20 protein-coding genes and 1 pseudogene are annotated in these 24,651 nt (G+C 71.8%); 13 read left to right on the plus strand and 8 right to left on the minus strand.

Features of this window, described 5'->3' with window-relative positions; genetic code table 11:
- Positions 1-71: 71 nt before the first annotated feature.
- On the plus strand, positions 72-686 hold the full coding sequence (locus tag OG702_RS13190; RefSeq protein ID WP_327289073.1) for an ATP-binding protein: 615 nt from the start codon (positions 72-74) through the stop codon (positions 684-686).
- A gap of 558 nt (positions 687-1,244) precedes the next feature.
- Here OG702_RS13190 and OG702_RS13195 read toward each other — a convergent pair.
- Positions 1,245-1,982 carry a SigE family RNA polymerase sigma factor gene (locus tag OG702_RS13195; protein WP_327289074.1) on the minus strand — a complete coding sequence of 246 codons (738 nt, stop codon included), beginning with the start codon at positions 1,980-1,982 and terminating at the stop codon, positions 1,245-1,247.
- A 220-nt stretch (positions 1,983-2,202) separates the two neighbouring features.
- Between OG702_RS13195 and OG702_RS13200 the strand changes: the two genes are divergently transcribed.
- The 4 genes from OG702_RS13200 (at position 2,203) to OG702_RS13215 (ending at position 5,630) form a co-directional block, all read left to right on the plus strand.
- On the plus strand, positions 2,203-2,880 hold the full coding sequence (locus tag OG702_RS13200; RefSeq protein WP_327289075.1) for a response regulator transcription factor: 678 nt from the start codon (positions 2,203-2,205) through the stop codon (positions 2,878-2,880).
- A 35-nt stretch (positions 2,881-2,915) separates the two neighbouring features.
- Positions 2,916-4,421 carry a HAMP domain-containing sensor histidine kinase gene (locus OG702_RS13205; protein WP_327289076.1) on the plus strand — a complete coding sequence of 502 codons (1,506 nt, stop codon included), beginning with the start codon at positions 2,916-2,918 and terminating at the stop codon, positions 4,419-4,421.
- Positions 4,418-5,050, plus strand: a complete 633-nt coding sequence (locus OG702_RS13210) for a hypothetical protein (protein ID WP_327289077.1) — start codon at positions 4,418-4,420, stop codon at positions 5,048-5,050. The genes OG702_RS13205 and OG702_RS13210 overlap by 4 nt, the downstream gene beginning before the upstream one ends.
- A gap of 76 nt (positions 5,051-5,126) precedes the next feature.
- Positions 5,127-5,630, plus strand: a complete 504-nt coding sequence (locus OG702_RS13215) for a VanZ family protein (protein ID WP_327293213.1) — start codon at positions 5,127-5,129, stop codon at positions 5,628-5,630.
- Positions 5,631-5,975: 345 nt separating this feature from the next.
- Here the strand turns inward: OG702_RS13215 and OG702_RS13220 are convergent, their stop codons facing one another.
- A complete protein-coding gene (locus OG702_RS13220) occupies positions 5,976-6,278 on the minus strand; it encodes an ATP-binding protein (protein WP_327289078.1) in 303 nt (100 codons plus the stop codon).
- Positions 6,279-6,369: 91 nt separating this feature from the next.
- A complete protein-coding gene (locus OG702_RS13225) occupies positions 6,370-7,536 on the minus strand; it encodes an adenosine deaminase (protein WP_327289079.1) in 1,167 nt (388 codons plus the stop codon).
- Positions 7,537-7,637: 101 nt separating this feature from the next.
- Between OG702_RS13225 and OG702_RS13230 the strand changes: the two genes are divergently transcribed.
- The 8 genes and pseudogenes from OG702_RS13230 (at position 7,638) to OG702_RS13265 (ending at position 18,684) form a co-directional block, all read left to right on the plus strand.
- Positions 7,638-8,426, plus strand: coding sequence for an alpha/beta hydrolase (locus tag OG702_RS13230; protein ID WP_327289080.1), 789 nt, complete (start codon positions 7,638-7,640; stop codon positions 8,424-8,426).
- Positions 8,427-8,799: 373 nt separating this feature from the next.
- Positions 8,800-12,915: an SGNH/GDSL hydrolase family protein gene (locus OG702_RS13235; RefSeq protein WP_327289081.1), complete on the plus strand. Its 4,116-nt coding sequence runs from the start codon at positions 8,800-8,802 to the stop codon at positions 12,913-12,915.
- Between the two features lie 56 nt (positions 12,916-12,971).
- Positions 12,972-13,658, plus strand: coding sequence for a hypothetical protein (locus OG702_RS13240; RefSeq protein WP_327289082.1), 687 nt, complete (start codon positions 12,972-12,974; stop codon positions 13,656-13,658).
- Between the two features lie 89 nt (positions 13,659-13,747).
- A complete protein-coding gene (locus tag OG702_RS13245) occupies positions 13,748-14,305 on the plus strand; it encodes a hypothetical protein (RefSeq protein WP_327289083.1) in 558 nt (185 codons plus the stop codon).
- A gap of 55 nt (positions 14,306-14,360) precedes the next feature.
- Positions 14,361-15,356, plus strand: coding sequence for a hypothetical protein (locus OG702_RS13250; RefSeq protein WP_327289084.1), 996 nt, complete (start codon positions 14,361-14,363; stop codon positions 15,354-15,356).
- Positions 15,357-15,367: 11 nt separating this feature from the next.
- Complete coding sequence (locus OG702_RS13255; RefSeq protein WP_327289085.1) at positions 15,368-16,657, plus strand: peptidoglycan-binding protein; 1,290 nt, start codon at positions 15,368-15,370, stop codon at positions 16,655-16,657.
- A 35-nt stretch (positions 16,658-16,692) separates the two neighbouring features.
- Positions 16,693-17,385: pseudogene (locus OG702_RS13260) on the plus strand (ABC transporter ATP-binding protein); the annotation flags it as partial.
- 144 nt (positions 17,386-17,529) lie between these two features.
- Entirely contained in the window at positions 17,530-18,684 is a 1,155-nt protein-coding gene (locus tag OG702_RS13265) for an ABC transporter permease (RefSeq protein WP_327293214.1), read from the plus strand.
- Positions 18,685-18,777: 93 nt separating this feature from the next.
- Here OG702_RS13265 and OG702_RS13270 read toward each other — a convergent pair whose 3' ends face one another.
- From OG702_RS13270 to OG702_RS13290, 5 genes are all read right to left on the minus strand, one after another.
- Complete coding sequence (locus OG702_RS13270; RefSeq protein ID WP_327289086.1) at positions 18,778-20,055, minus strand: thymidine phosphorylase; 1,278 nt, start codon at positions 20,053-20,055, stop codon at positions 18,778-18,780.
- 76 nt (positions 20,056-20,131) lie between these two features.
- Positions 20,132-20,530: a cytidine deaminase gene (locus OG702_RS13275; protein WP_327289087.1), complete on the minus strand. Its 399-nt coding sequence runs from the start codon at positions 20,528-20,530 to the stop codon at positions 20,132-20,134.
- Positions 20,527-21,813, minus strand: a complete 1,287-nt coding sequence (locus OG702_RS13280; protein WP_327289088.1) for an ABC transporter permease — start codon at positions 21,811-21,813, stop codon at positions 20,527-20,529. Before OG702_RS13280 ends, OG702_RS13275 begins: the two co-directional genes overlap by 4 nt.
- Positions 21,810-22,919 (minus strand): ABC transporter permease, encoded by a 1,110-nt coding sequence (locus OG702_RS13285; RefSeq protein ID WP_327289089.1) that lies wholly within the window; start codon positions 22,917-22,919, stop codon positions 21,810-21,812. The genes OG702_RS13280 and OG702_RS13285 overlap by 4 nt, the downstream gene beginning before the upstream one ends.
- Complete coding sequence (locus tag OG702_RS13290) at positions 22,916-24,532, minus strand: ABC transporter ATP-binding protein (protein WP_327293215.1); 1,617 nt, start codon at positions 24,530-24,532, stop codon at positions 22,916-22,918. The genes OG702_RS13285 and OG702_RS13290 overlap by 4 nt, the downstream gene beginning before the upstream one ends.
- Positions 24,533-24,651: the final 119 nt, after the last annotated feature.

Here is a 24,651-nt window from a genome sequence, read left to right on the forward strand (position 1 = left end):
GAACGAGCGCGCTGCGTAGTTGTCCGACGGCGGGGGATCACCCGCGCGGGGATGCGGGAGAATGGTCTCCCGTGAGTTCACTTCCCGCCCGCGTGATCCTGCTGGCCGGGCCTTCCGGCTCGGGCAAGTCCTCGCTCGCCACCCGCACCGGACTGCCGGTGCTCGCGCTCGACGACTTCTACAAGGACGGCGACGACCCGTCGCTGCCGGTCCTGCCCGGGGGCGCCGGGACCGACTGGGACGCGCCGCAGTCCTGGAACGCGGACGCGGCGGTCGCGGCGATCGCCGCGCTGTGCGCGGAGGGCGCCGCGGACACGCCGGTCTACGACATCAGCGCCAGCGCCGCGAGTGGCTGCGCCCGGCTGGACCTGGGCGGTGCGCCGCTCTTCGTGGCCGAAGGGATCTTCGCCGCGGAGATCGTCGTACGCTGCCGCGAGCTGGGTCTGGTCGCCGACGCGGTGTGCCTGCGCGGGCGCCCGTCCACCACGGCCCGCCGCCGCTTCCTGCGCGACCTCCGCGAGGGCCGGAAGGCGGCGCCCTTCCTCCTGCGGAGGGGCTGGCACCTGATGCGCGCGGAGCGCGCCATCGTCGCCCGCCAAGTCGCTCTGGGCTGCGCCCCTTGCGACGCCCCGACCGCCCTCTCCCGCATCCTCACCCTCCCCCTCGCGACCCCGGTCGCCCCGTAGCACCCCACACGCCCTGCGGGCGAGCCACGCCCTGCCGGGCGAGCGAGTCCTTTGGGCACACGGCGCCGCACGTGCACTCCCGGCCGAGCGAGTCCTTCGGGGGCGCGGGGCCGCACGTGCTCTCCCGGGCGGGCAATTCCGGAGGGCGCGGTGGTCGGCGGGTCCCCTTTCGGCAAGGGGTGCCCCTCAGGGGCGCGGGGAAATGCGCGACCAGCCCCCCACCGGCCGGTGGTCCGGATCGGACCGAACAGCCCCTTCGGGCCGGTGACGACGTGCAGCCCGTCGACGGCTGGTCGCGCAGTTCCGCCCCCAGAGCTACGCCTGGGGGGACCCCCAGCGCCTCCTGGGCGTGGTGGCCGTCCGTCGCCACACGGCGGTCGTGGATGGTTGCGCGCGCCGTTCCCCGCGCCCCCGGAGGGCGCCGACCTCCGCAGACGCGGCGCCGGGGCGGCGGGAAGGTGCCGGGTTGCGGGGAGGCCCGCGCCGCTGGGCGCGAAGAAGGGCTGGACGGCACCCCCTGCCGTCCAGCCCTTCGTGCCCCCCGTACGCCCCCCTGGTCTAGGCGACGAGCTCGCCGAAAGCCGAGTCCTCGTCGCGGCCGAAGCTCAGGGCCTCGTCGTCGCGCATCCGGCGCAGGGAGCGCCAGATGCTGCTCTTCACCGTGCCGACGCTTATGCCGAGTATCTCGGCGATCTCCGGGTCGGTGCGGCCCTCGTAGTAGCGGAGCACCAGCATGGTGCGCTGCTGCTCGGGCAGCCTGGCGAGCGCCTGCCACAGCACGGCGCGCAGCTCGGTGCCGCCCATCTCGTCGGTGTCGCCGACCGTCTCGGGCAGCTCCTCCGTCGGGTACTCGCTGAGCTTGCGCCGCCGCCAGGCGCTGATGTGCAGGTTGGTCATGGTGCGGCGCAGGTACCCGCCGACGGCTGCCTTGTCGCTGATCCGGTCCCACGCCCGGTATGTGGAGAACAGGGCGCTCTGCAGCAGGTCCTCGGCCGCGAACCGGTCACCGGTGAGGTGGTACGCGGTCGCGTAGAGCGAGGCGCGGCGCTCCTGGACGTACGCGGTGAACTCCGCTTCCGCGTCGACGGAGGGGGCCGGCGCCGCCGAGGGCGCGGCTGGTTCCAGCGGCGTGATGTACGCGGGCCGCTGCTTGACGACCGTGCTGCCCGAGGTGCGTACGGCGCCGCGGGCGTACCCCCGTCCGCTCGCGGCGCCGGACATCTCGGTGGTCCTGGCAACGGAGTGCGCACGCGGCGAGTGGATCGCGGCGGTGGTGGTGCCGAGCAGTGCGTTCATGTCGCGCCCCCGTCGAAGGAACCTGCAGCGTGGTTTCCGGCGTCGCAGCCTGTGCGGCGTGCGCTCTTCCGATGTGGGTCAAGACTGCCGGGGCAGTTTCATGGGGCTGTCCGCCAAGTGTCACAGGCCCGTCACAGAGGTCCCGCCGCGCGCGGGTGCCGAGGTCACGAGTTGTCCCCGCACTTCATCAGGCCACCCGAGGTAGGCAACAATGTCCGGCGTGCCCTTCCTGTTGCTGATCGAGGATGACGACGCCATCCGCACCGGTCTCGAACTCGGACTGTCCCGCCAGGGTCACCGCGTGGTGGCCGCGGCGACGGGCGAGGACGGCCTGAAGCTCCTCAAGGAGCAGCGTCCCGACCTGATCGTGCTCGACGTGATGCTGCCGGGGATCGACGGCTTCGAGGTGTGCCGGCGGATCCGGCGCACCGATCAGCTGCCGATCATCCTGCTCACCGCGCGCAGTGACGACATCGACGTGGTGGTCGGGCTGGAGTCCGGCGCCGACGACTACGTGATCAAGCCCGTGCAGCCGCGGGTGCTCGACGCGCGGATCCGGGCGGTGCTGCGCCGCGGTGAGCGGGACAGCACCGATTCCGCCGCGTTCGGGTCGATCGTCATCGACCGCAACGCGATGACGGTGACCAAGGACGGCGAGGACCTGCAGCTCACCCCGACCGAGCTGCGGCTGCTGCTGGAGCTGAGCCGCCGGCCGGGCCAGGCGCTGTCCCGCCAGCAGTTGCTGCGGCTGGTGTGGGAGCACGACTACCTGGGCGACTCGCGCCTGGTGGACGCGTGCGTGCAGCGGCTGCGCGCCAAGATCGAGGACGTGCCGTCGTCGCCGGCGCTGATCCGTACCGTCCGCGGGGTCGGCTACCGCCTGGACACGCCGCAGTGACCTCTGGCCCAGGTGGTAAGTGGGGCTCCGGCATATTGCGCTGGACGAGCCTGCGGCTCCGGCTCGTCGCCGTCTTCGCGGCCGTCGCGCTGACCGCCGCGGTGTCGGTGTCCGGCATCGCCTACTGGCTGAACCGGGACGCCGTGCTGACCCGGGCGCAGAACAGCGCGCTGAGCGACTTCAGCGACTCGCTGCAGCGCAACGCCGCGTCGCTGCCGGTGCGTCCCACCTGCGAGTCGCTGGAGACCACGGCGAGCCGGATCGGCGGTCCTGACACGTATCAGGTGGTGCTGATCAGCACCGAGCCGGACGGCCAGGAGTGTGCGAAGTCCTCGAACCTCGACCAGTTCACCCTGGACGACGTGCCGGCCACGCTGCAGAAGGCCGTCAACACCATGGACAAGAAGACCCACCAGTACCACCTGGTGTGGGAGCGGATCTCGCTGCAGGGGCGGCCCTACCTGGTGGCGGGGGCGCGGATCAACGGTGACGGGCCGACCGGCTACCTGCTCAAGTCGCTGGAGGCCGAGCGCAAGGACCTCAACTCGCTGGCCTGGTCGCTCGGCATCGCGACGCTGCTCGCGCTGATCGGCTCGGCGCTGCTCGCGCAGGCCGCCGGGGCCGCGGTGCTGCGGCCGGTGCGGCGACTCGGCGAGGCCGCGCAGCGGCTGGGCGAGGGCCATCTGGACACCCGGCTGAAGGTGTCGGGCACCGACGAGCTGGCCGAGATGTCGCGTACGTTCAACAACGCGGCGGAGGCGCTGGAGACCCGGGTCGAGGAGCTGAGCGCCCGGGAGGCGGCCAGCCGCCGCTTCGTCGCGGACATGTCGCACGAGCTGCGGACCCCGCTGACCGCGATCACCGCGGTCAGCGACGTGCTGGAGGACGAGGCGGAGGCGCTCGACCCGATGATCGCGCCGGCCGTACGCCTGGTGGTCAGCGAGACCCGGCGGCTGAACGAACTGGTGGAGACGCTGATGGAGGTCACCCGCTTCGACGCGGGTACCGCGAAGCTGCGGGTGGACGAGGTGGACGTCGGTGAGCAGGTGATGGCCTGCATGGACGCCAGGGCCTGGCTGGACTCGGTGGAGCTGGACGCGCCCCGCGGCGTGCTGGCCACGCTCGACCCCCGCCGGCTGGACGTCATCATGGCGAACCTGATCGGCAACGCCCTCAAGCACGGCGGTTCGCCGGTACGCGTCGCCGTCCGCGGCACGGGCACGAAGGCGGACGGCGACATCGAGGTCGCGGTCTCCGACCGCGGTCCCGGCATCCCCGAGGACGTGCTGCCGCACGTCTTCGACCGCTTCTACAAGGCCGACGCCTCGCGGGCCCGCTCCGAGGGCAGCGGGCTCGGCCTGTCCATCGCGATGGAGAACGCCCACATCCACGGCGGCGACATCACCGCCGCGAACGACCCCTCCGGCGGCGCGGTCTTCACGCTGCGGCTGCCCCGCCACCCGCGCGAGGAGGAGGCGTCCGACGCGGTCAACGGCGGCGGCCCGTCCGGCGCCGGCGGGCCCGCGGGCGGTGCGCGATGACCCGGCATCCCCGCCTGCGGGGCTCCCGGCGCTCCCGCGCGCTCGCCGCGGGCGGCGCCCTGCTGCTCGCGGTGCTGCCGGCCGCCGCCGGCTGCGGCATCCGTACGACCACGGTGCCGGTCGACGCCGGGCCCGCGCCCGCACGGGTGTCCTGCGCGGTGCCCAAACCGCAGGACTCGCCCGGTGTCGCCGACGCGCACGTCGAGCAGGTCTACCTGGTGTGCGGGATGCAGACCACGCCGGTGCCGCGGACGGTGCAGGTGCGGCCGCACCCGGCCGACCGGGTCGAGCAGGTCAGGGAGCTGGTCGCGCAGTTGCAGCGCAGCGTGCTCGGCCCCGAGGCGAAGGCCGGCTTCGCCACCACGGTCCCCGGCACGCTGGAGGTCGCGGGTCCTGACCCGGGCGACCCGGCCGGCGCGCTGCGGCTGGGGCAGCCGGTCGAGGACCTGCCGTCCTTCGCGCTGGCGCAGATCGTCTGCACGATCGCGGCGAGCCCGCTGGCCTCCGCCGGCCACGGCGTGATCCTCGGCGGCGCGGAACACGGCAGCAAGGTGCGCCGCTACACCTGCACCGCCGACCTGCGCACCCGCCCGCAGGCCGCCGACACCGCCGGCACGGAAGTGCCCTGACCCGGCGGGGTCACGTGCGGGGCGTCACACCCCGGGTACGGGAACCGCGCGGCGACCGGTACGCGTCTTGGCCGTTGTGCAGCACGAAGGCTCCATGTACCGGGTGCGCGCGGCCGGGCTCCTGCTGACCGCCGCGTACCTCGCTCTCACCGCCTGGCTGCTGCTCCGCCCGCACTACGTGGCGTGGGTGCCGTCGCCGAACCTGCGGCCGTTCGGCACCATCAGGGCGGACCTGCGGATGGGCCCCGAGCAGGCGGCCCGCCATCTGCTGGCGGGTCTGGGCCTGCTGGCCCCGCTCGGCGTGCTGCTGCCGATGGCCGGCGGCCGGGTCGAGGCGTCGGGCCTGGCGTCCTTCATCCGTACCGTCTTCGCGGGGCTGATGGTCTCGATCTCGGTCGAGTTCACCCAGACCATGGTCCCGGGCCAGCTCTTCGACGTCGACGCGCTGATCCTCAACACGGCGGGCGTGGCCCTGGCCCACCTGCTCGTGGTCCCGGCCACCCGCCACCGCCTCCGCCGGGTCGCTCCGCTCCGGCCCGAGGACGCCCGCCTCACCCCAAAGGAAGTGGCCGCCCCCTGAGGCTCCCGCTACCGCGGGGGTATCGCTGCGGCCAGCGGTGCCATTCCGCTGGCTCGGGCTGGGGGTATCGCTGCGGCCAGCGGTGCCCATCAGGGGCGCGGGGAACTGCGCGCGCGACCACCCACCGGCCGGTGGTCCGGACCGGACAGAACAGCCCCTTCGGGTCGGTGACGACCCGCGCCCCCGGGTGGGGGCTGGTCGCGCAGTTCCCCGCGCCCCTGGGGGTGGTGGCGGTCCGTCGCCGCACAACGGCCGGCGGGGGCTGGGGCGCCGTTCCCGCGCCCGCGGTGGCAGAGGGGTGCCCGTCAGGGGGCATGGGGGTACCCCCAAGGGGGCCGGGTGGCGTCAGCCGCCGAGGGGGAGGCCTCCGAGGAGCCCCGAGACGGGAGCGATCTGGTTGCCGTCGAGGTGGTTGCCGGACGGCAGCAGGCTCGCGGGGTTGCCGGGCAGCGCCGACGTCCCGTGGCTCAGCGCGGTCTGGGCGCCGGCAGCGGAGTTGCCGGCCCCCGGCACGAGGTTGGCGGCGGAGCCGACGGGGAGGGAGCCGAGCACATCGGTGGGGGCGGCGGACGCACTGCCGGCCGCCGCCGCGGCGAAGGCCAGGCCGAGCGCGGTGGTCGCGAGAGTCTTCTTCGTTCGGGTCTGCATGACAACGGAACGTAGTCAGTCGTTCACCCGCCGCGCAAACGGCGTGGCGCGCCCGCGCCGCCTCCCCCGCTGCGCCCGCCGCGACCCGCGCTCAGACCTCGCCGAGAGCGGAACCGCTGGCCAGCGGCCTTTCCGCGGTCGCCTGCTCGAAGAGCCATTCGGCCTTGAGCTCGGCATAACCCGGCTTGATCACCTCGTTGATCATGGCCAGACGTTCATCGAAAGGGATGAACGCTGATTTCATCCCATTGACGGTGAACCACTGCATGTCGTCGAGCGTGTATCCGAACGCCTCGACCAGGTGCTCGAACTCGCGGCTCAGGCTGGTCCCCGACATGAGGCGGTTGTCCGTGTTGACCGTGACCCGGAAGTACAGCCGCCGCAGCAGCCCGATCGGATGTTCGGCGTACGAACTGGCGGCGCCCGTCTGCAGGTTGGAGGTCGGGCACATCTCCAGCGGCACGCGCTTGTCGCGGACGTACGACGCCAGCCGGCCGAGCGAGACCTGACCGCCGGGGCCGACCTCGATGTCGTCGATGATCCGCACCCCGTGGCCGAGGCGGTCGGCGCCGCACCACTGGAGCGCCTGCCAGATCGAGGGCAGGCCGAACGCCTCGCCGGCGTGGATGGTGAAGTGGTTGTTCTCCCGCTTCAGATACTCGAACGCGTCGAGGTGCCGGGTGGGCGGGTAACCGGCCTCCGCGCCCGCGATGTCGAAGCCCGCGACGCCCGAGTCGCGGTAGGTGTTGGCCAGTTCGGCGATCTCCTGCGACCGGGCGGCGTGCCGCATCGCGGTGAGCAGCGCGCCGACCCTGATCCGGTTGCCGTCCTCACGGGCCCGCCGCTCCCCCTCGCGGAAGCCGGTGTTGACCGCTTCCACCACCTCTTCGAGGGTGAGCCCGGCCTCCAGGTGCTGCTCGGGCGCGTAACGCACCTCGGCGTAGACCACGCCGTCCGCCGCCAGGTCCTCGGCGCACTCGGCGGCGACCCGGATCAGCGCGTCACGTGTCTGCATCACCGCGCAGGTGTGCGCGAAGGTCTCCAGGTACCGTTCGAGCGAGCCGGAGTCGGCGGCCTGCCTGAACCACGTCCCGAGCTTGTCGGGGTCGGTCTCGGGCAGCCCGTCGTAGCCGGTCTCACGTGCGATGTCGACGACGGTGCCGGGGCGCAGGCCACCGTCCAGGTGGTCGTGCAGCAGCACCTTGGGGGCACGTCGGATCTGTTCCCGGGTCGGAACGCCCGGTTTCGGGTTCTGCATGGTCGAAACGATACGCCCTACGCGCGTAGAACTCGCGGACGGGGCAAATATTTTCCGCCCGGCCATACTGTGCACACCCTTGCGTCTGCCATCGTTGCGCCATGGCTTCACAAGCATTACCGGCGCGTGGCGCCCGGCTCGGGCGCCAGGTCGCGCCCGGCCTGGTGCCGGCGCCGCGCTCGCGGGAACAGCCCGACGACGGCGCCACAGTACGCGCCGTCGTGCTCGCGCTGCCCGGTGGGGACGCGCTGAGCACGCGGCGCCGCTCCCCGATGGCTGCGGCCGTGATGTGGCCGCTGGCCAGGCACTTGGTACGCCACGGAATGGCCGACGGGGTGGCCGCGCATGTCGTCCACTACCGCTTCCGCGGCTGGAACGGCGGCCACGCGCACCCGGCGGAGGACGCGGAGTGGGCCGTCGGCGAGGCGGTCAGGCGCTACGGCGACGTGCCGGTGTGCCTGGTCGGGCTGGACATGGGCGCGCGGGCCGCGCTGCACGCCGCCGGGCACCCCGCGGTGAGCTCGGTGGTGGCCCTCTCCCCGTGGCTGCCGGGCGGCCCGGAGCCGGAGCCGGTCAAGCAGTTGATCGGGCGCCGGGTGATGCTCGTGCACGGGACGCAGGACGACTCCACCGACCCGGACCTCTCCTACCGGTTCGCGGAGCGCGCGAAGAAGGTGAACCGGGAGGTGTGCCGGTTCGAAGTGCACTCCGACGGGCACGGGTTGCATCAGCACCGGGCCGAAGTCTTCGCCCTCACCACCGACTTCGTCCTCGGCTCCCTCCTCGACCGGCCGTACGCCCGGCCGGTCGCCGACGCGCTGGCGGCTCCGCCGCCGCTGGGCCTGCGCATGCCCCTGGCCACCGGCTTCGGCCGCGCGCTGCGCGCGTAGCGCGCAGCTGCGGCCCAAGTCCGCCTCAAAGCGGGGCCCAAGCGCGCCTCAAGCGCGCCTCAAATCTGCGCGCATGGCGCGACCACGCAACGAGTAACTCCTTGCCTGTTCTCAGCGACTGCGGCACAATCCCCGCTGAAACTACTATGAGTCTCAAACTACAATTACCCTCTTCTGTCCTGCCCTCACAGGCCCGTGCCTATCCGGCGCGAGCCTGTCCTGACGTGGATCCGCCCGCCGACGCCTGACCACTCACCGCGGGCGACTCAGCTCAAGTCACGCCCTAAGCCGACGAGTTGACTAATTTGTCGGTCCCTAATCTCCATTCATCCACCACGACAGACCGTCAACCGTGGAGATCGGTGAGGCATCTATGCGCATCAGACAAAAAGCCGCCGTCGCGGGAATCTTCACCCTGCTGTCGGCGGTGATCGTGGCGGGTCCCGCAAGCGCCGCACCCGGCGCGCAGGCAGGCGTACCGCCCCGAGGTGATCCGTCGGCGGCATCGGGCGCACCGGCGCAGCCGCAGGCCGCGCCGAAGGACCAGGGTCCCGCCGACCGGGCCACCACGCCGAACCGCGATCTGGCCAAGGGCTGGAAGAGCTCCCAGGACCGGGCGGTGACCCTCGCACCCGACGCGGACGGCCTGCACGTACTGGTCGCCGACAGCAAGGACGCGTACGCCTGGCACACCGTCACCACCCTGTCGGAGGCCGGCTTCGACACCGATCTGTGGATCGGCAACTCCTGCCTGGCCGACCGTGCGCACGCCTTCGTGGTCTACGCGCCGCGGGGGTTCACCAACACCGAGAACCTGATGGAGCGTGGCGCCTTCACCGCGGTCGTCGACCTCGACACCGGGGCCGTGCGCAAGCTGCCGCTCAACGGGACGCTGGCGTACTTCGACCCGACCTGCGACACCGCCTCGCACACCGCGGTCTTCACCCAGGTCGCGGATGACAGTACCCGCCTGGTCACCGTCGGCACCGACGGCAGGACCGTGGCCACCACCACAGCCGCGGGCGAGATCACCTCCGCCGTACCGTCGGGTGACGGCCTACTGGCCGCCGACGGGCACCACGTGGTGCGGATCGACCGGCAGGGCCGCAAGACCACCGTGGCGACCACCTCGGGTGTCCCGTCGGCGATCCACCAGGACTCCGGCGGCGGCGTCGACTTCCTCGACCAGACCGCGACCGTCCAGTCCGCCCGTCGCACGGCGGGAGGCAGGACCCGCGTACTGGCCACCGGCGCGACCGGCGCGCTGGGGCTGAACCAGGGCCTGGCGGGGCAGGTGTTCCTGACCGGCACGCCCAGGACCACCGCCGCGCTGCCCTCCCAGATACGACGGGTGGCGGCCCCGGCCGGCACGGACCTGTCCACCGAGGGGCGGCTCTCGGTGGCCCAGGCCGTCTCCCCCGGCCTGCACACGCACGTCGAGCACCCCATCGCCGGCACCGGCACACCGTCCGCGGACGGCAGCCTGCAGATCGCGGCGAAGGTCACCGGCACCGGCAAGACGCTGGACTTCTCGGCGGACCCCCACGCGGCCACCGCCAAGGCCGCGGGGAGCGGCAACGCGCAGTCCCCGTCGCTGGCCGGCGGCCCGGGCACCGGCCAGGCGGCAAGCGCGTCGCCGAAGGCCGCCTCGCCCTCCTCGCCGGTGGACACCGACCGCACCTGCGCCATCGCACGCAACGATCCGACGCTGCAGGCGTATCAGCCGACGCCCAACCAGGTGGAGTGGGCCGTCGACATGGCGGTCCGCGGGGACCTGACCTCGGCCTACCTCCAGGAGACCGACTGGCGTGCCCGCGAGGGACTGAGCAGCTCCAACCCGCAGGGGATGTTCCCGCTGCCCTCGCTGACCGGTGGCGGACGCATCCCCGCGCAGGTGCTGCTCGGCATCCTCACCCAGGAGTCCAACCTGTGGCAGGCCGAGGGCGGCGCGCTGCCCGGCCAGTCGTCCAGCCCGATCACCGGCAACTTCTACGGCCATGACAACGACGCGACCGGCCAGGACGCCTGGAAGATCGACTGGTCCAAGACCGACTGCGGTTACGGCATCGGGCAGATCACCGACGGCATGAAGCTCGGCCCGGTCTCGCTGCCCGCCGACCAGCAGAAGGCGGTGGCGCTCGACTACGCCGCCAACATCGCGGAGGCCGCCCGGATCCTGGCCACCAAGTGGAACGAACTCCAGGCCCCGTCGGTCGGCATCACCATCAACAACAACAGCGCCTCGGCGATCGAGGACTGGTTCGCGGCGGTGTGGGACTACAACTCGGGATTCAACCCGCCGGGCCAGGACGCCTCAGGGCACTGGGGTCTGGGCTGGCTGAACAACCCGGCCAACCCGCTCTACCCGGCCGGCCGGCACGCGTTCCTCGACGGCAACACCTACGCCGACGCGGCACACCCCGGGAACTGGCCCTACCAGGAGAAGGTGATGGGCTGGGCAGCCTGGCCGATCGATACCGGCCACTCCTACACCAGCGACGGACACGAGCAGTTGCCCACCGACTCCGGCTACGGCAGCGCCGGCTACACGGCCGCCTGGTGGGCCGGGGACAACGGTGACATCGCCAACTACAACCGCAGCATGGTCAAGCCGCCGCTCGACACCTTCTGCCAGCAGAGCGTCAACGCCTGCGTCGTCAGCAGCCCGCCCACCTGCGAGACCGACGGGCTGCACGACAAGACCTGCGATCCGAAGCACTGGTGGGCCGCACCCGCCACCTGGAAGACGGACTGCGCCACCACCTGCGGCCACGAGAACCTCAAGTACGTGACGCTGCGGACCGAGCCGGGCAACGCCGACAGCGCCACCCCTGACTGCAATCCCAGCCGGATTCCGGCCAACTCGCTGCTCATCGACTCGGTCTCCGGCAGCGTGCCACCGCTGCGCAGCGGCTGCACCAAGACCTGGACCGACGCCGGCGCCCTGTCGTTCAGTTTTGACGCGGACAGCGACAGCCACTACGAGGCCAAGGCGGATCTGCACCAGATCGGCGGCGGCTTCGGCGACCACTTCTGGTACGCCCACACCCGGAACGGCGACACCGGGGTGGCCAAGACCAACGATCCGATCACCGACTACTCCCTGCCGCCGACGGCCCAGGGCGACATGGCCGTCCGCGGCACCTGGAAGCTGTCGCAGAACATCAACAAGTGGGCCAGGGTCTGGGTGCACATCCCCGCCACCGGTGCCACCAGCCAGCAGGCCATCTACGCCATCGACACCGGCACGACAGGGCCGACTAGCACCCCGCCCAAGTACCGCATGGTGAACCAGTCCGAGCGCAAGAACGTGTGGGTGCAGCTCGGCGTGTTCCAGTTCTCCGGCACGGGGCCGCAGGGTGTGGAGCTGAGCAACTGGACGTTCGACGGCACCGCCGACGACGACATCGCCTGGGACGCGGTGGACATCCAGCCGCTGCCGGGCAAGCCCGCCAACTTCGTGGTCTCGATGGGCGACTCGTACTCCTCCGGCGAGGGCGCGGCCGACGGCGACGGCGACTACTACTCCGAGACCGACTGGCGCACCAGCACCGACGCCAACGGCTGCCACCGCTCGGTCTACTCCTGGGCGCGCAACGCGATACTGCCCGGCACCTCGGCCAACGTGGGCCACCTCGCGGACTCGGCCGACCCCGGCATGGACTTCCACCAGGTGGCCTGCTCCGGCGCGCAGTCACCGAGCCTGTCGTCGCTGGACACCTCCGAGACCTACGACCTCACCGCCAACGAGGACTTCAACGGAAGGTTCTACGGCGAACTTCCACAGATCCATCAGGGCTACCTCGATGAGAACACCACCCTGGTGACCCTGACGATCGGCGGCAACGACGCACGGTTCGGCCCGGTCCTGGCGCAGTGCATGATCGCGACCGCGGCCACCAACTGCGCCAACAGTTCCTTCAAGCCGCCCAACGCGACCGAGAACGAGCAGCAGACCGACCGCTGGCGGACCGGCTACTTCATCGTGAACGGCGAGCCGCTGAGCGACGCGCTGCCGCTGGTCATCGACAACGTGGCAGTGGAAGGCGCGTCGGAGGCGCTCGGCATGATCAGGTCGCAGGCCCCGAACGCGAAGATCGTGATTCTCGGCTATCCGCGACTGTTCGAGAACCAGGGGTCCTGTGTACGCAGCGGACCCGGCATTCTCAGCCCGCTCGGGCTCTCCGCCAACTCCGTGGCCTTCCTCAACGAGATGGGCGACTATCTGAACGCCCAGCTCAAGGCGATGGTCGCGAAGTTCGACCACGACGCCGGGGAGCACTTCGTGTTCGCCGATCCGACCTCCGCCTTCGCGGGCAAGGGAGTCTGCTCCGCGGCCCCGGCCATCAACAGCTTCCGCACCACGCTGACAGCCAGCGACACCTCCTCGCTCTTCGGGCTGATCAAGATGTCCGCCGAGTCCTTCCACCCCAACAAGACCGGCACCCAGATCTACGCACAAGTCCTGGAGGACGCCTTGAACCAGTGACACGGTGAGCGGTGCCGCGCCGACAGTAAGCACGTTCGGGGACCGGAGGAGGGGCGATGCGATCAGCGCAGGCGGTGCGGGAGAAGGCTCTCGGGCTGTTCGGCCTGCTGCTGATCCACGGCCGTGCGGCCTGGGAGGCCGCCGTCTGCGGCATCCCGAGCAACGCCCGGCTGCACTGTACGGTCCGGTCACGGCGAATCCGCCGGGACCGGACCAGGGCCGCCGCGGAGTTGCACGAGCGCATCGCGGCGGCCGCCGCCGCGGTTCCGTCGGCCCGGATGCTGTGCGTCCGCATCGACGACCGCGCGCTGCGTCCTGCGCGTTACGTCCCGAGGATCGACCGTCCGCCCGGCGGCCCCGAGGGGCCGGCCCTGACCGGCACCGTCTTCGCCGAGGCATACTTCGGCACGGACGCGGACCCCGGACAGGTGACAGCGGAACTCGTCGCCGGCGCCACCGGCTCCTGGCGGCCCCGCGCGGCCTCCTGGATCTGCGAGCCCTTCGCCCAGTGGGAGCAGGACCTGCCCCACCGCCCGCTGCGATGGCGCCCCGGCCCCGGTCCGCACGCTGTCGCCGTCATCCGGCGCGACGAACGGACGGTACCCGCCGTCTGGTCGCTCGCGGACGCCCGTACGCAATACGGCACACTGCTGCGCTGGAGTTCGCACACCCGCTATCTCACCGTACCCCGCCACCCGTGGACACATCGCCTTGAATCCCTTGTCCACCGCCCAATCCCGTAAACAGCGGACGGGTATTGCGGTCGACGGAAATTCGCAATACGATCCCATGTCAACAATCAATCGGCCCGCCCGTACGAAATGAGGATACTATGCGTTCCAAAGCACCAAAGGTCGGTTATCTCGTCGCCGCAGCGGCTGCGGCCATCGCCGTACCGATGGCCGTCGCCCCACCGAGCAGCGCGGCTCCCGGAGACGTCGCCTCCCCTTCGTCCATCGTCACGTACAACGTGTGGAACGACTGTGCCGTCTGGTCGGGGAACTGCAACGGCGACAAGAACGGAGAGCCGACCGACTCCCTGTGGATCCTCTATCACTCGACGGCCTACAAGGACTCATCGCTCGCCATGATGTACGGAAACATCTCGAATTACGACTACAGCGAGGTGGCGGACCACGGCACGACCTACCACTACCACTACGTCTTCAAGCAGGGTGCCCCCACAACGGATGGGGGGAAAGGCGCGGGCCAGGCGATCAAGAACAACGCCGCCGCCGTGATGCAGTGCGGCTACGACAATTACCGGGTCTACTACAACTCCGGCTGGACAGGGCCCTCCCAGAATTTCCCCTGGAACAACTACTGCAACAAAAAGGTCAACCTCAACTCCACCCTCCTGAACGAGGACGCCTCCCAGCACTTCTCCTGACCCCGCCACGCGCCAGACCCCCCGCCGCACCCACCGCGTAGGAAGTCCGCACCTCATGCACAACGCCACAGTGATGCCCGGGCGTACCGCCGGCTGCCCGGACCGGCGGCGCCGTCCGGGCATCGCTGCCGCCCTGTCCCTCCTTGCCGCCGTGCTCATCGGGTCGGCGCTCACCGGCTGCTCGACGGCGGGCGGGGACACGGGGGACGCCGCGTCCGGGAAGAAGACCGCCGCGAACGCCGGTTGGCCGGACGCCGTGCCGAAGACCGGGCTCGCCAAGGGAATGGTGCTGCCCCTTGAGGCCTACATGGAGACGTATCCGGAGACGGTGACGATCCAGCGGGCGGTCATCCGGCTGGAGACGCAGTGCATGGCCGGATACGGTTTCCACGTCTCGCTGCCGCCGGCCGGCATGACTCCCCCGCCGAACAACGACGACTCCAACATGGCGCGCCGCTACGGGATCACCGACCGCGACGCGGCCGCCAAGCTGGCGTACTCCATCGGCGACGACGACCGGACCCCGCCGCCGGCGCCGAAGCTCACCGGCGCCGAGGTCGCCGTACTGACCGGGCATGTCGCGATGAAGCCCGACGCGGCCAAGGCGCCGTCCACCTTCCACGGCAAGGCGGTGCCGGACGGCGGCTGCGGCCAACAGGCCATGGACAAGGTCGGCTTGGGACGGATCGACACCAGCGTGGCCGGGCGGCTCGACGCGGACAGCATGAGCACATCGCAGGCCGATCCGCGGGTGCAGGCGGTCATCGCCGCCTGGTCGCAGTGCATGAAGCGCAGCGGATACAGCGTCGACAGCCCGCTGCACGCCGCCGATCTGGCGCGGACCGCGACGGGCGGGCACCCCACCGCCGCCAGTGTCCAGGTCGCCACCACCGACATCGACTGCAAGGCGCGGACGGGGCTGGTGAAGACCTGGTTCGACGTCGAGTCGGCTGTTCAGCGACAGCAGGTCGAGCAGAACCAGTTCGCGCTGCAGGACGCCCGCGACCGGATCACCGCCACCGTCAAGACGGCTGCCGCGGTGACCAGTTGAGGAGGCGTCCGGTGAGCGGGGACGAGAGCGGCGCCTCGGCCGCGGCGGCGTCGCGGCTGGTACGGCGCCGGCGGACGGTCCTCGGCACGGCCGCGGTGGCGGTCGCGCTGTCCGTGGGCGGCCTGCTGGGGTCGAGTTGGGTGCAGTCGCCGTCGCAGGCCGCGGCCGACACCCGGCCGCCCCGCGCGAGTGTGATCACCGCGCCCGTGGTCGAGCGGGTGCTGCGCTCGACGGTGGTACTGCGCGGCACCTTCTCCGACGGCCGTACGGTGTCGGCCGTGCCCACCTCGGTGGCGCTGACCAGGGCCACCTCGCAGCCTTCACAGCTGATGGTGACCGGTGTCTACGCACACGCCGGGCAGAGCGTCCGCGCCGCCCAGGTGCTGGTGGAATACTCGGGCCGCCCGGTCTTCGCCCTCAAGGGCACGCTGCCCGCCTACCGCGACCTCACCTTCGGCGAAGAGGGCAAGGACGTCGCCCAACTCCAGGACGCCCTGCGGTCCTCGGGGCATCCGACCGGGTCCGACGCCAAGGGCGTCTTCGGCACCGGCACCGAGCACGCGGTGGAGCGGCTGTACGCGAAGCTGGGTTATCCGGTGCCGGTCAACGCGGCAGGTCCGCAGTCCGGAAGCGGCACGGCGGTGGACGGCGGGGACGGTGCCGCCGGCGCCGCGGCGCCGCCCGCCGCGCCTGCGGCCCATGCGATGGTGCCCGCCTCCGAGGTGGTCTTCATCCCGTCGCTGCCCGCCAGGGTGGTGTCGGTGCCGGTGCGGGTCGGCGACCCGGTCAAGGGCAGCGTCGTGACGCTGGCCCGCGGCGGCATGACGCTCACCGGCTATCTGGACCCGTCGCAGGCGGGCCTGGTGACAGCAGGGATGAGGGCGCAGGTGCTGGCCGAGGCGACCGGCGCGCAGGCCGACGGGACGGTCGAGTCCGTGGGCGCGCCGGTGACCCCGGACAGCGGCGGAGCAGGCGACAGCGACAGCCAGAAAACAGCCGGCGGCGCCGCGTACCTGCCGCTGGCGATCCGCCCGGCCGCCGCGTGGGACACCAGGTTCGCCGGGCAGGACGTACGGATCACCATCACCGCCGCGGCCACCGACAAGGCCGTACTCGCCGTCCCGCAAGCGGCGATCTCGGCGGGCGCCGACGCCAGGACCACCGTGACGGTCGTCGCCCCCTCCGGTGTGCAGCACGTCGTCCCGGTCAGGGCGGGTGTCTCGGCCGACGGCATGGTCGAGGTGACACCGCTGGACGGCGGCAGGCTCGCCGCGGGCGAGAAGGTCGTGGTCGGCCAGTGAGGCCGCCGTGGCGCCGGCAGCGCGAGGCCGCATCCGTGCAGCGCGGGGACGAACAGGCTGACCTGGTGCTGGAGTTGGCGGGGGCCGCCAAGACCTACGACGGTGTGCGGCCGGTGCACGCGCTGCGTCCCGTGGACCTGCGCGTACGGTCGGGCGACTACCTCGCGGTGGTCGGCCCTTCCGGTTCCGGCAAGTCGACGCTGCTGAACCTGCTGGGCCTGCTGGACCGGCCCACCTCCGGGGGCTACCGGCTCGGCGGCACCGACGTCGGCAGCATCGGCGAGCGCGAACGGGCCGCGCTGCGCGGCCGCCGGGTGGGCTTCGTCTTCCAGTCCTTCCATCTGCTGCCGTACCGCACCGCGTTGGAGAACGTCGCCCTCGCGCAGCTGTACGTCACGCCACGGTCGGCGCCGCGTACCGAGGCTGCGGCCGACGCCCTGCGCCGAGTAGGCCTCGCGCACCGGATGCACGCGCTGCCGACGACGCTGTCGGGCGGCGAGCGGCAGCGGGTGGCGATCGCCCGCGCCCTGGTCAACTCCCCCGACCTGCTGCTGTGCGACGAGCCGACCGGCAACCTGGACTCGGCGACCGCGGCCTCCGTCATGGACCTGCTTGACCGGCTCAACGCCTCGGGCGTGACGGTGGTCGTCATCACCCACGACCCGGTGGTCGCCGCCCGCGCCCGGCGCCGGGTCACCATCCTGGACGGGACCCTCACCGAGACCGATCACGGCCGGGAACAACCGCCCGCCGCACGCCGGTCCGCCGCGTCGGACCGGCCCGCGGCCCGGCGCACCCGGCTGACCCGGCGGGACACCCTCACGGAAGCGCTGGCCGGGGTCGTGCAGCGGCCCGGCCGCTCGGTGCTGACGATGCTCGGGACCGTGCTCGGCGTCGGGGCCTTCGTCGCCGTACTCGGCCTGACGTCGACCGCGACCGGGCAGATCGGCAAGTCCTTCAGCCTGCTGCAGGACACCACGGTCACCGTACAGGACCTCGGCACCCGAGGTGCGGCGGACAGCGGGGCGCCGCCCCCCATGGACTTCCCCGCGGACAGCGACAGCCGGCTCGACGTGCTCAACGGTGTGACCGACGCGGGCGTCTGGTGGCAGGTGCCGGTACGCAACCCGCTGACCTCGCAGCGCCCCGACGTCACCGCCGCGGCCCTGGAAGGCGGTTCTGGCGGCGGCTCCGACATCGCGCTGTTCGCCGCGTCACCCGGCGCGGTGCGCGCGATGGAGCCGACGCTGCTGACCGGAACCCTCTTCAACGACTTCCACCAGAAGCGCGGTGAACGCGTGTGCCTGCTCGGGGCGTCGGCGGCCCGGCGACTCGGCATCACCCGCACCGACAACCAGCCCGCGGTCTTCGTCAACGGCACCGCCTACACGGTGGTCGGCATCGTCTCCGACGTGCGGCGGCTCCCGCAGACGCTGCTCGGCATGGTCATCCCGTCGGCCACCGCGCTGCGCGCCTACGGGCCGCCGGCCGACTCGCCCGCGCAGGCGCTCATCCGCACCCGGCCGGGCGCCGGGCAACTCATCGCCCGGCAGGCGCCGTTGGCGCTGCGGCCCGACAAGCCGGCGCTCTTCACCGCGATTCCGCCGCCGGACCCGCACGCGCTGCGCGACCAGGTCGGCACCGACCTGTCCGGCCTGTTCCTCGTCCTGGCGGCGATCTGCCTGGTGGTGGGCGCGGTCGGGATCGCCAACACCACGCTGGTGGCGGTCCTTGAGCGTACCGGCGAGATCGGTCTGCGCCGGGCGCTGGGCGCACGCCCCCGGCACATCACCGCGCAATTCCTCACCGAGTCCACGGCGTTGGGCGCGCTCGGCGGTCTGGTCGGCACCAGCCTGGGCGTGGCGACCGTCCTCGGTACGGCACTGGCCCGGCACTGGACGGCCGTCCTCCAGCCGTACGCGGTGCTGCCCGCCCCGCTGATCGGGATGCTCACCGGCTTCGCGGCCGGCCTCTACCCCGCCCTGCGAGCCGCGAGAACCGAACCGCTTGAGGCCCTGCGCCGCTGACCCGCACCCCGGCGCGGGCAGCCCACCGCCGCCGGCGGCGGGCCGAAAGGCCTGCGGGACGCGTGCGCGTCCTGCAGGCCGCGGCCGTCCGGGTCAGGCGATCCGGTCCAGCACGATCGGGCCGGGCGTGAAGTCCGTCCCCTCCGGCGCGACCGTGACGGCGCCCTCCAGCGCCTCCTCGGCGTAGCCGAAGCGCTCGGGCGTGTCCGTGTGGAGGGTCAGCAGCGGGGCGCCCTCCGTGACCCGGTCGCCCGGGCGGGCGTGCCACTCGACACCCGCTCCCGCCTGGACGGAGTCCTCCTTGCGGGCGCGGCCCGCGCCGAGCCGCCAGGCGGCGACGCCGACCGCGTAGGCGTCGAGCGCGGTCAGCACCCCGGTGGCGGGCGCCATGACGACGTGCTGCTCGCGGGCGGTGGGCAGGGCGGCGTCCGGGTCGCCGCCCTGGGCGCGGATCATGCGCCGCCAGGCGTCCATCGCGGAGCCGTCGGCGAGGGCCTTGGCCGGGTCGGCGTCCGGCAGGCCCGCCGCGGTGAGCATCTCGCGGGCCAGCGCGAGGGTGAGGTCGACGACGTCGGCGGGGCCGCCGCCCGCCAGCACCTCGACGGATTCGCGGACTTCGAGCGCGTTGCCCGCGGTCAGCCCGAGCGGTACGGACATGTCGGTGAGCAGCGCGACCGTGCGCACCCCGTGGTCGGAGCCGAGCCCGACCATCGTGGCGGCCAGTTCCCGTGCGTCGTCCAGGGACTTCATGAAGGCCCCGGAGCCGACCTTCACGTCGAGCACCAGCGAGCCGGTGCCCTCGGCGATCTTCTTGGACATGATGGACGAGGCGATCAGCGGGATCGCTTCGACCGTGCCGGTGACGTCACGCAGCGCGTAGAGCTTCTTGTCGGCGGGCGCGAGGCCGTCGCCGGCCGCGCAGACGACCGCGCCGACGTCGCCGAGCACGGCGAGCATCTCCTCGTTGGACAGCGACGCCCGCCAGCCGGGGATGGACTCCAGCTTGTCGAGCGTGCCGCCGGTGTGGCCGAGGCCGCGCCCGGACAGCTGCGGCACGGCCGCACCGCACGCGGCGACCAGCGGGGCCAGCGGGAGGGTGATCTTGTCGCCGACCCCGCCGGTGGAGTGCTTGTCGGCGGTGGGCCGGTCCAGGGACGAGAAGTCCATCCGCTCGCCGGAGTCGATCATCGCGGCGGTCCAGCGGGCGATCTCGGCGCGGTCCATGCCGTTGAGCAGGATCGCCATGGCGAGCGCCGACATCTGCTCGTCGGCGACCGTGCCCCGGGTGTAGGCGTCCACCACCCAGTCGATCTGCTCGTCGCTGAGCCGCCCTCGGTCGCGCTTGGTGCGGATGACGGAAATGACGTCCATGGTGCTCTGCTTCCTTGCGTGTCTGTGAGGGGCGGCCCGGGCCCCGGGCGGGCGGTGGGGCGGGTGCGTACCCGCCCTACCGCCGCAGGTCGTCCGCCCCGAAGGCGTCCGGCAGGATCTCGCGCATCGGGCGCACCCCGGCCGCGGTGTCGACCAGCAGCGCGGGGCCGCCGTTCTCCCACAGCAGCTGGCGGCAGCGCCCGCACGGCATCAGCAGGTCGCCGTGCCGGTCCACGCAGCTGAACGCGGTGAGCCGGCCGCCGCCCGAGGCGTGCAGGGCGGAGACCAGGCCGCATTCGGCGCACAGCGCGACCCCGTAGGCCGCGTTCTCGACGTTGCAGCCGACGACGGTGCGCCCGTCGTCGACCAGCGCCGCGGCGCCGACCGGGAAGCCGGAGTAGGGCGCGTAGGCCCGCTCCATGACCTCCCGGGCGGCGGCGCGCAGCGCCTCCCAGTCAACGGCCTGGGCCGTCATCCGCCTTGCCCCTTCCGGTACGGCAGCCCGTCGGCCTTCGGCATCCGCAGCCGTTGTGCGGACAGGCCCATCACCAGCAGCGTGGCCACGTAAGGCGACGCCTGGACGATCTCGTCGGCGACGGTGTCGGTGGCGAAGTACCAGACGGCGAGCAACACCGCGAAGGCGAGCGCGAAGCCGGCCGACACGTACGCCTTGCGCAGGTACTTCCAGACCGCCATCGCCACCAGCAGCACCGCGAGCAGCAGGAGCAGCGCGTGCACCGAGTCGCTGCCGCTGCGCAGCTGGAGGCTGTCGGCGTAGCCGAACAGGCCGGCGCCCATGGCGAGTCCGCCGGGCCGCCAGTTGCCGAAGATCATCGCTGCCAGGCCGATGTAGCCGCGGCCGCTGGTCTGGCCTTCGAGGTAGAAGTGCGTGCCGATGGCCAGGAACACGCCGCCGAGCCCGGCCAGGCCGCCGGAGACCATCACGGCCACGTACTTGTACAGGTAGACGTTGACGCCGAGGGATTCCGCGGCGACCGGGTTCTCACCGCAGGAGCGCAGCCGCAGGCCGAAGGAGGTGCGCCACAGCACGAAGAAGGTGCCGATGAAGAGCGCCACGGCCAGCAGGGTCAGCGAGGAGATGTTGGTGACCAGGCCGCCGACGATGCCGGCCAGGTCGGAGATCAGGAACCAGTGGTGCTTCTCCAGGCTCGCCAGCCAGTGCGACAGGCCTGGCGCGGTGAAGGACTTGATGTCCCCGATGGGTGGCGACTGCTTGGGGGTGCCGCCCTCGGTGGCCGCCTTGCCGACGTTGAAGATGCGCTTGGCGAGATACGCGGTGACGCCGGCGGCGAGGATGTTGATCGCCACACCGGCGATGATCTGGTCGACGCCGAAGGTCACGGTGACGATCGCGTGCAGCAGGCCGCCCGCCATCCCGCCGAGTATGCCGGCCAGCACGCCCATCCACGGGTTGAGGCTCCAGCCGGCCCAGGCGCCGAAGAAGGTACCGAGGATCATCATGCCTTCGAGGCCGATGTTGACCACGCCCGCCCGCTCCGACCACAGGCCGCCGAGACCGGCGAGCGCGATCGGTACGGCGCCGGTCAGCGCGCCGGCGACCTGCCCCGAGGAGGTGACGTCGTCGGCGCCCGCGATGGCGCGGACCGCGGAGACCACGACCAGCGCGGCCGCCACGATGAGCAGGATCACCGGGACGGAGAGCCGGGTCCTGCCGCCCTTGGCGCCCGCCTTCGGGGGTGCGGCGGGCGGCGGGGTCTGGGTAGCGGTGGCAGTCACGCCGTCACCTCCTGCTTGTCGGCGGTGCCGGCCGCGGCGAGTTCCGCTCCGACCTGGCGCTGCTGCCGTGCGAGGCCGTAGCGGCGTACGAGCTCGTAGGCGATGACGACGGCGAGCACGATGGCGCCCTGGATCACGCCGACGATCTCCTTGTCGTAACCTTCGAACTCCAGGCCGTTGGAGGCCCGTTCGAGGAAGGCCCAGAGCAGCGCGCCGACCGCGATACCGATCGGGTTGTTGCGGCCGAGCAGGGCCACCGCGATACCGGTGAAGCCGATGCCGGCCGGGAAGTCGGTGCTGAACTGGTAGGACTGGTTGAGCAGCGTCGACATGCCGACCAGGCCGGCCATCGCGCCGGAGATCAGCATGCTGACGATCACCATCTTCTTCACGCTGACCCCGCTGGCCTGCGCCGCGGACTCCGAGCGGCCCACCGAGCGCAGGTCGAAGCCGAAGCGGGTGCGGGACAGCACGAACCAGTAGACGACGCCGGCCAGGCCGGCGAAGACGATGAAGCCGACCACCGGGTCGGTCTGGGTGGTGAAGTTGAACAGGTGGCTGCCGGACGGGATCGGCTTGGTGGTGACCGTGTTGGCCAGCTTGTCGGTCACGCCGAGTCTGCCGTCCTGCAGGAAGTAGCCGATGACGATGCCCGCGATCGAGTTGAGCATGATCGTCGAGATGACCTCGCTGACCCCGCGGGTGACCTTCAGCACACCGGCGATCGCCGCCCACGCGGCGCCCACCACCATCGCGGTCAGGATGATGATCGGGATCTGGATGACGCCCGGAATCGACATCGACCCGCCGACGGCGGCCGCGAAGAAGGCGGCGAGCCGGTACTGCCCGTCGACGCCGATGTTGAACAGGTTCATCCGGAAGCCGATGGCCACCGCGAGCCCCGACAGGTAGTAGGGAGTCGCCTTGTTGAGGATGTAGACCTGGCTGTCGGACTTGCTGCCGTAGGTCAGCATCACGTTGAAGGCGTGGAAGGGCTCCTTGCCGCTGGCCAGCAGCACCAGCCCGGTGACGATCAGCGCGCCCAGCACGGAGAGCACCGGGGCGGCGAGGCCGAGCAGCACCCGGTCCTTGTCGAACTTCTTCATCGGTCCTCTCCCGCGGACTCGACCGGCTCCTGCGGTGCCAGCGGCGCCGGCACGGCCGGCGGTGCTTCCGGTTCGTGTGCGAGGTGGCCCGCGGCCGCTCCGGTCATGGCCGAACCCAGCTCCTCAGGGGTGATGGTGGCAGGGTCGGCGTCCGCGACCAGCCTGCCGCGGTACATCACCCGCAGCGTGTCGGACAGGCCGATCAGCTCGTCGAGGTCGGCGGAGATCAGCAGCACCGCGAGGCCCTCCCGGCGGGCGGCCCGTATCTGGTCCCAGATCTGCGCCTGCGCGCCGACGTCCACGCCCCGGGTGGGGTGCGCGGCTATCAGCAGTTTCGGCAGGTGGCTCATCTCGCGGCCGACGATCAGCTTCTGCTGGTTGCCGCCGGACAGCGACGCGGCCGGCACCTCGATACCGGGGGTGCGGACGTCGTACTCCTGGACGATCCGCTCGGTGTCGCGGCGGGCGGCGCCCGGGTCGATCAGGAAGCCGCGGCTGTTGGGGCGCTCGGTGACGTGGCCGAGGATGCGGTTCTCCCACAGCGGCGCTTCGAGCAGCAGCCCGTGCCGGTGGCGGTCCTCGGGGATGTAGCCGATGCCGTCCTCGCGGCGGCCGCGGGTGGGTGTCCGGGTGATGTCCCGGCCGTCCAGCGTGAGCACGCCGGCGTTCAGCGCGCGCATGCCCATCACGGCCTCGACCAGTTCGGCCTGCCCGTTGCCCTCGACGCCGGCGATGCCGAGCACTTCGCCCTTGTGGATGGTGAAGCCGACGTCGTCAAGGACGATGCGCTCGACGCCCTCGGAGTCGGTCTCGGACATCCGCAGGCCGTCCACGGTGAGCATCGGCTCGGTCGTGACGGTCGACTCGCGGGTCTCCGGCGAGGGCAGTTCGCTGCCGACCATCAGCTCGGCGAGCTGCTTGGCGGTGGTCGTCCTCGGGTCGGCGTCGCCGACGGTGGTGCCACGCCTGATGACGGTGATCTCGTCGGCGACCGACAGCACCTCGCCGAGCTTGTGCGAGATGAAGATCACCGTCAGGCCCTCGGACTTCAGCCCGCGCAGGTTCTCGAAGAGCGCGTCGACCTCCTGCGGCACCAGCACCGCGGTCGGCTCGTCGAGGATCAGGATGCGGGCGCCGCGGTAGAGGACCTTCAGGATCTCCACCCGCTGCCGGTCGGCGACGCCCAGGTCCTCGACCAGCACGTCGGGCCGGACGCCGAGGCCGTAGGAGTCGGAGATCTCCTTGATACGCGCGCGGGCGCGTCCGCCGATGCCGTACGCCTTCTCGCTGCCGAGGACGACGTTCTCCAGCACGGTGAGGTTGTCGGCGAGCATGAAGTGCTGGTGCACCATGCCGATACCGCGGGCGATGGCGTCGCCAGGGTCGCCGAAGACGGCCGGCTCGCCGTGGATCGCGATGCTGCCCTCGTCCGGCTTCTGCATGCCGTAGAGGATCTTCATCAGGGTGGACTTGCCGGCGCCGTTCTCGCCCACGAGGGCGTGCACGGTGCCGCTGCGCACGGTGATGTCGATGTCGTGGTTGGCGACGACACCGGGGAACCGTTTGGTGATGCCGCGCAGCTCGACGGCGGGTGGACTCGTGGACGCGTTGATGGCGCACTCTCCTCGGGGGAAAGGCTCGGGGGGTGGTGGTGAAAGTATCGCGGTAACGAAACGCTACGCGCGTAGCGTCGGCTTTTCACAGCACGGATTCGTCACGACCGGCACGGCGG

This window comes from Streptomyces sp. NBC_01198, assembly GCF_036010485.1.
In the GTDB taxonomy this organism is placed as follows: Bacteria; Actinomycetota; Actinomycetes; order Streptomycetales; family Streptomycetaceae; genus Actinacidiphila.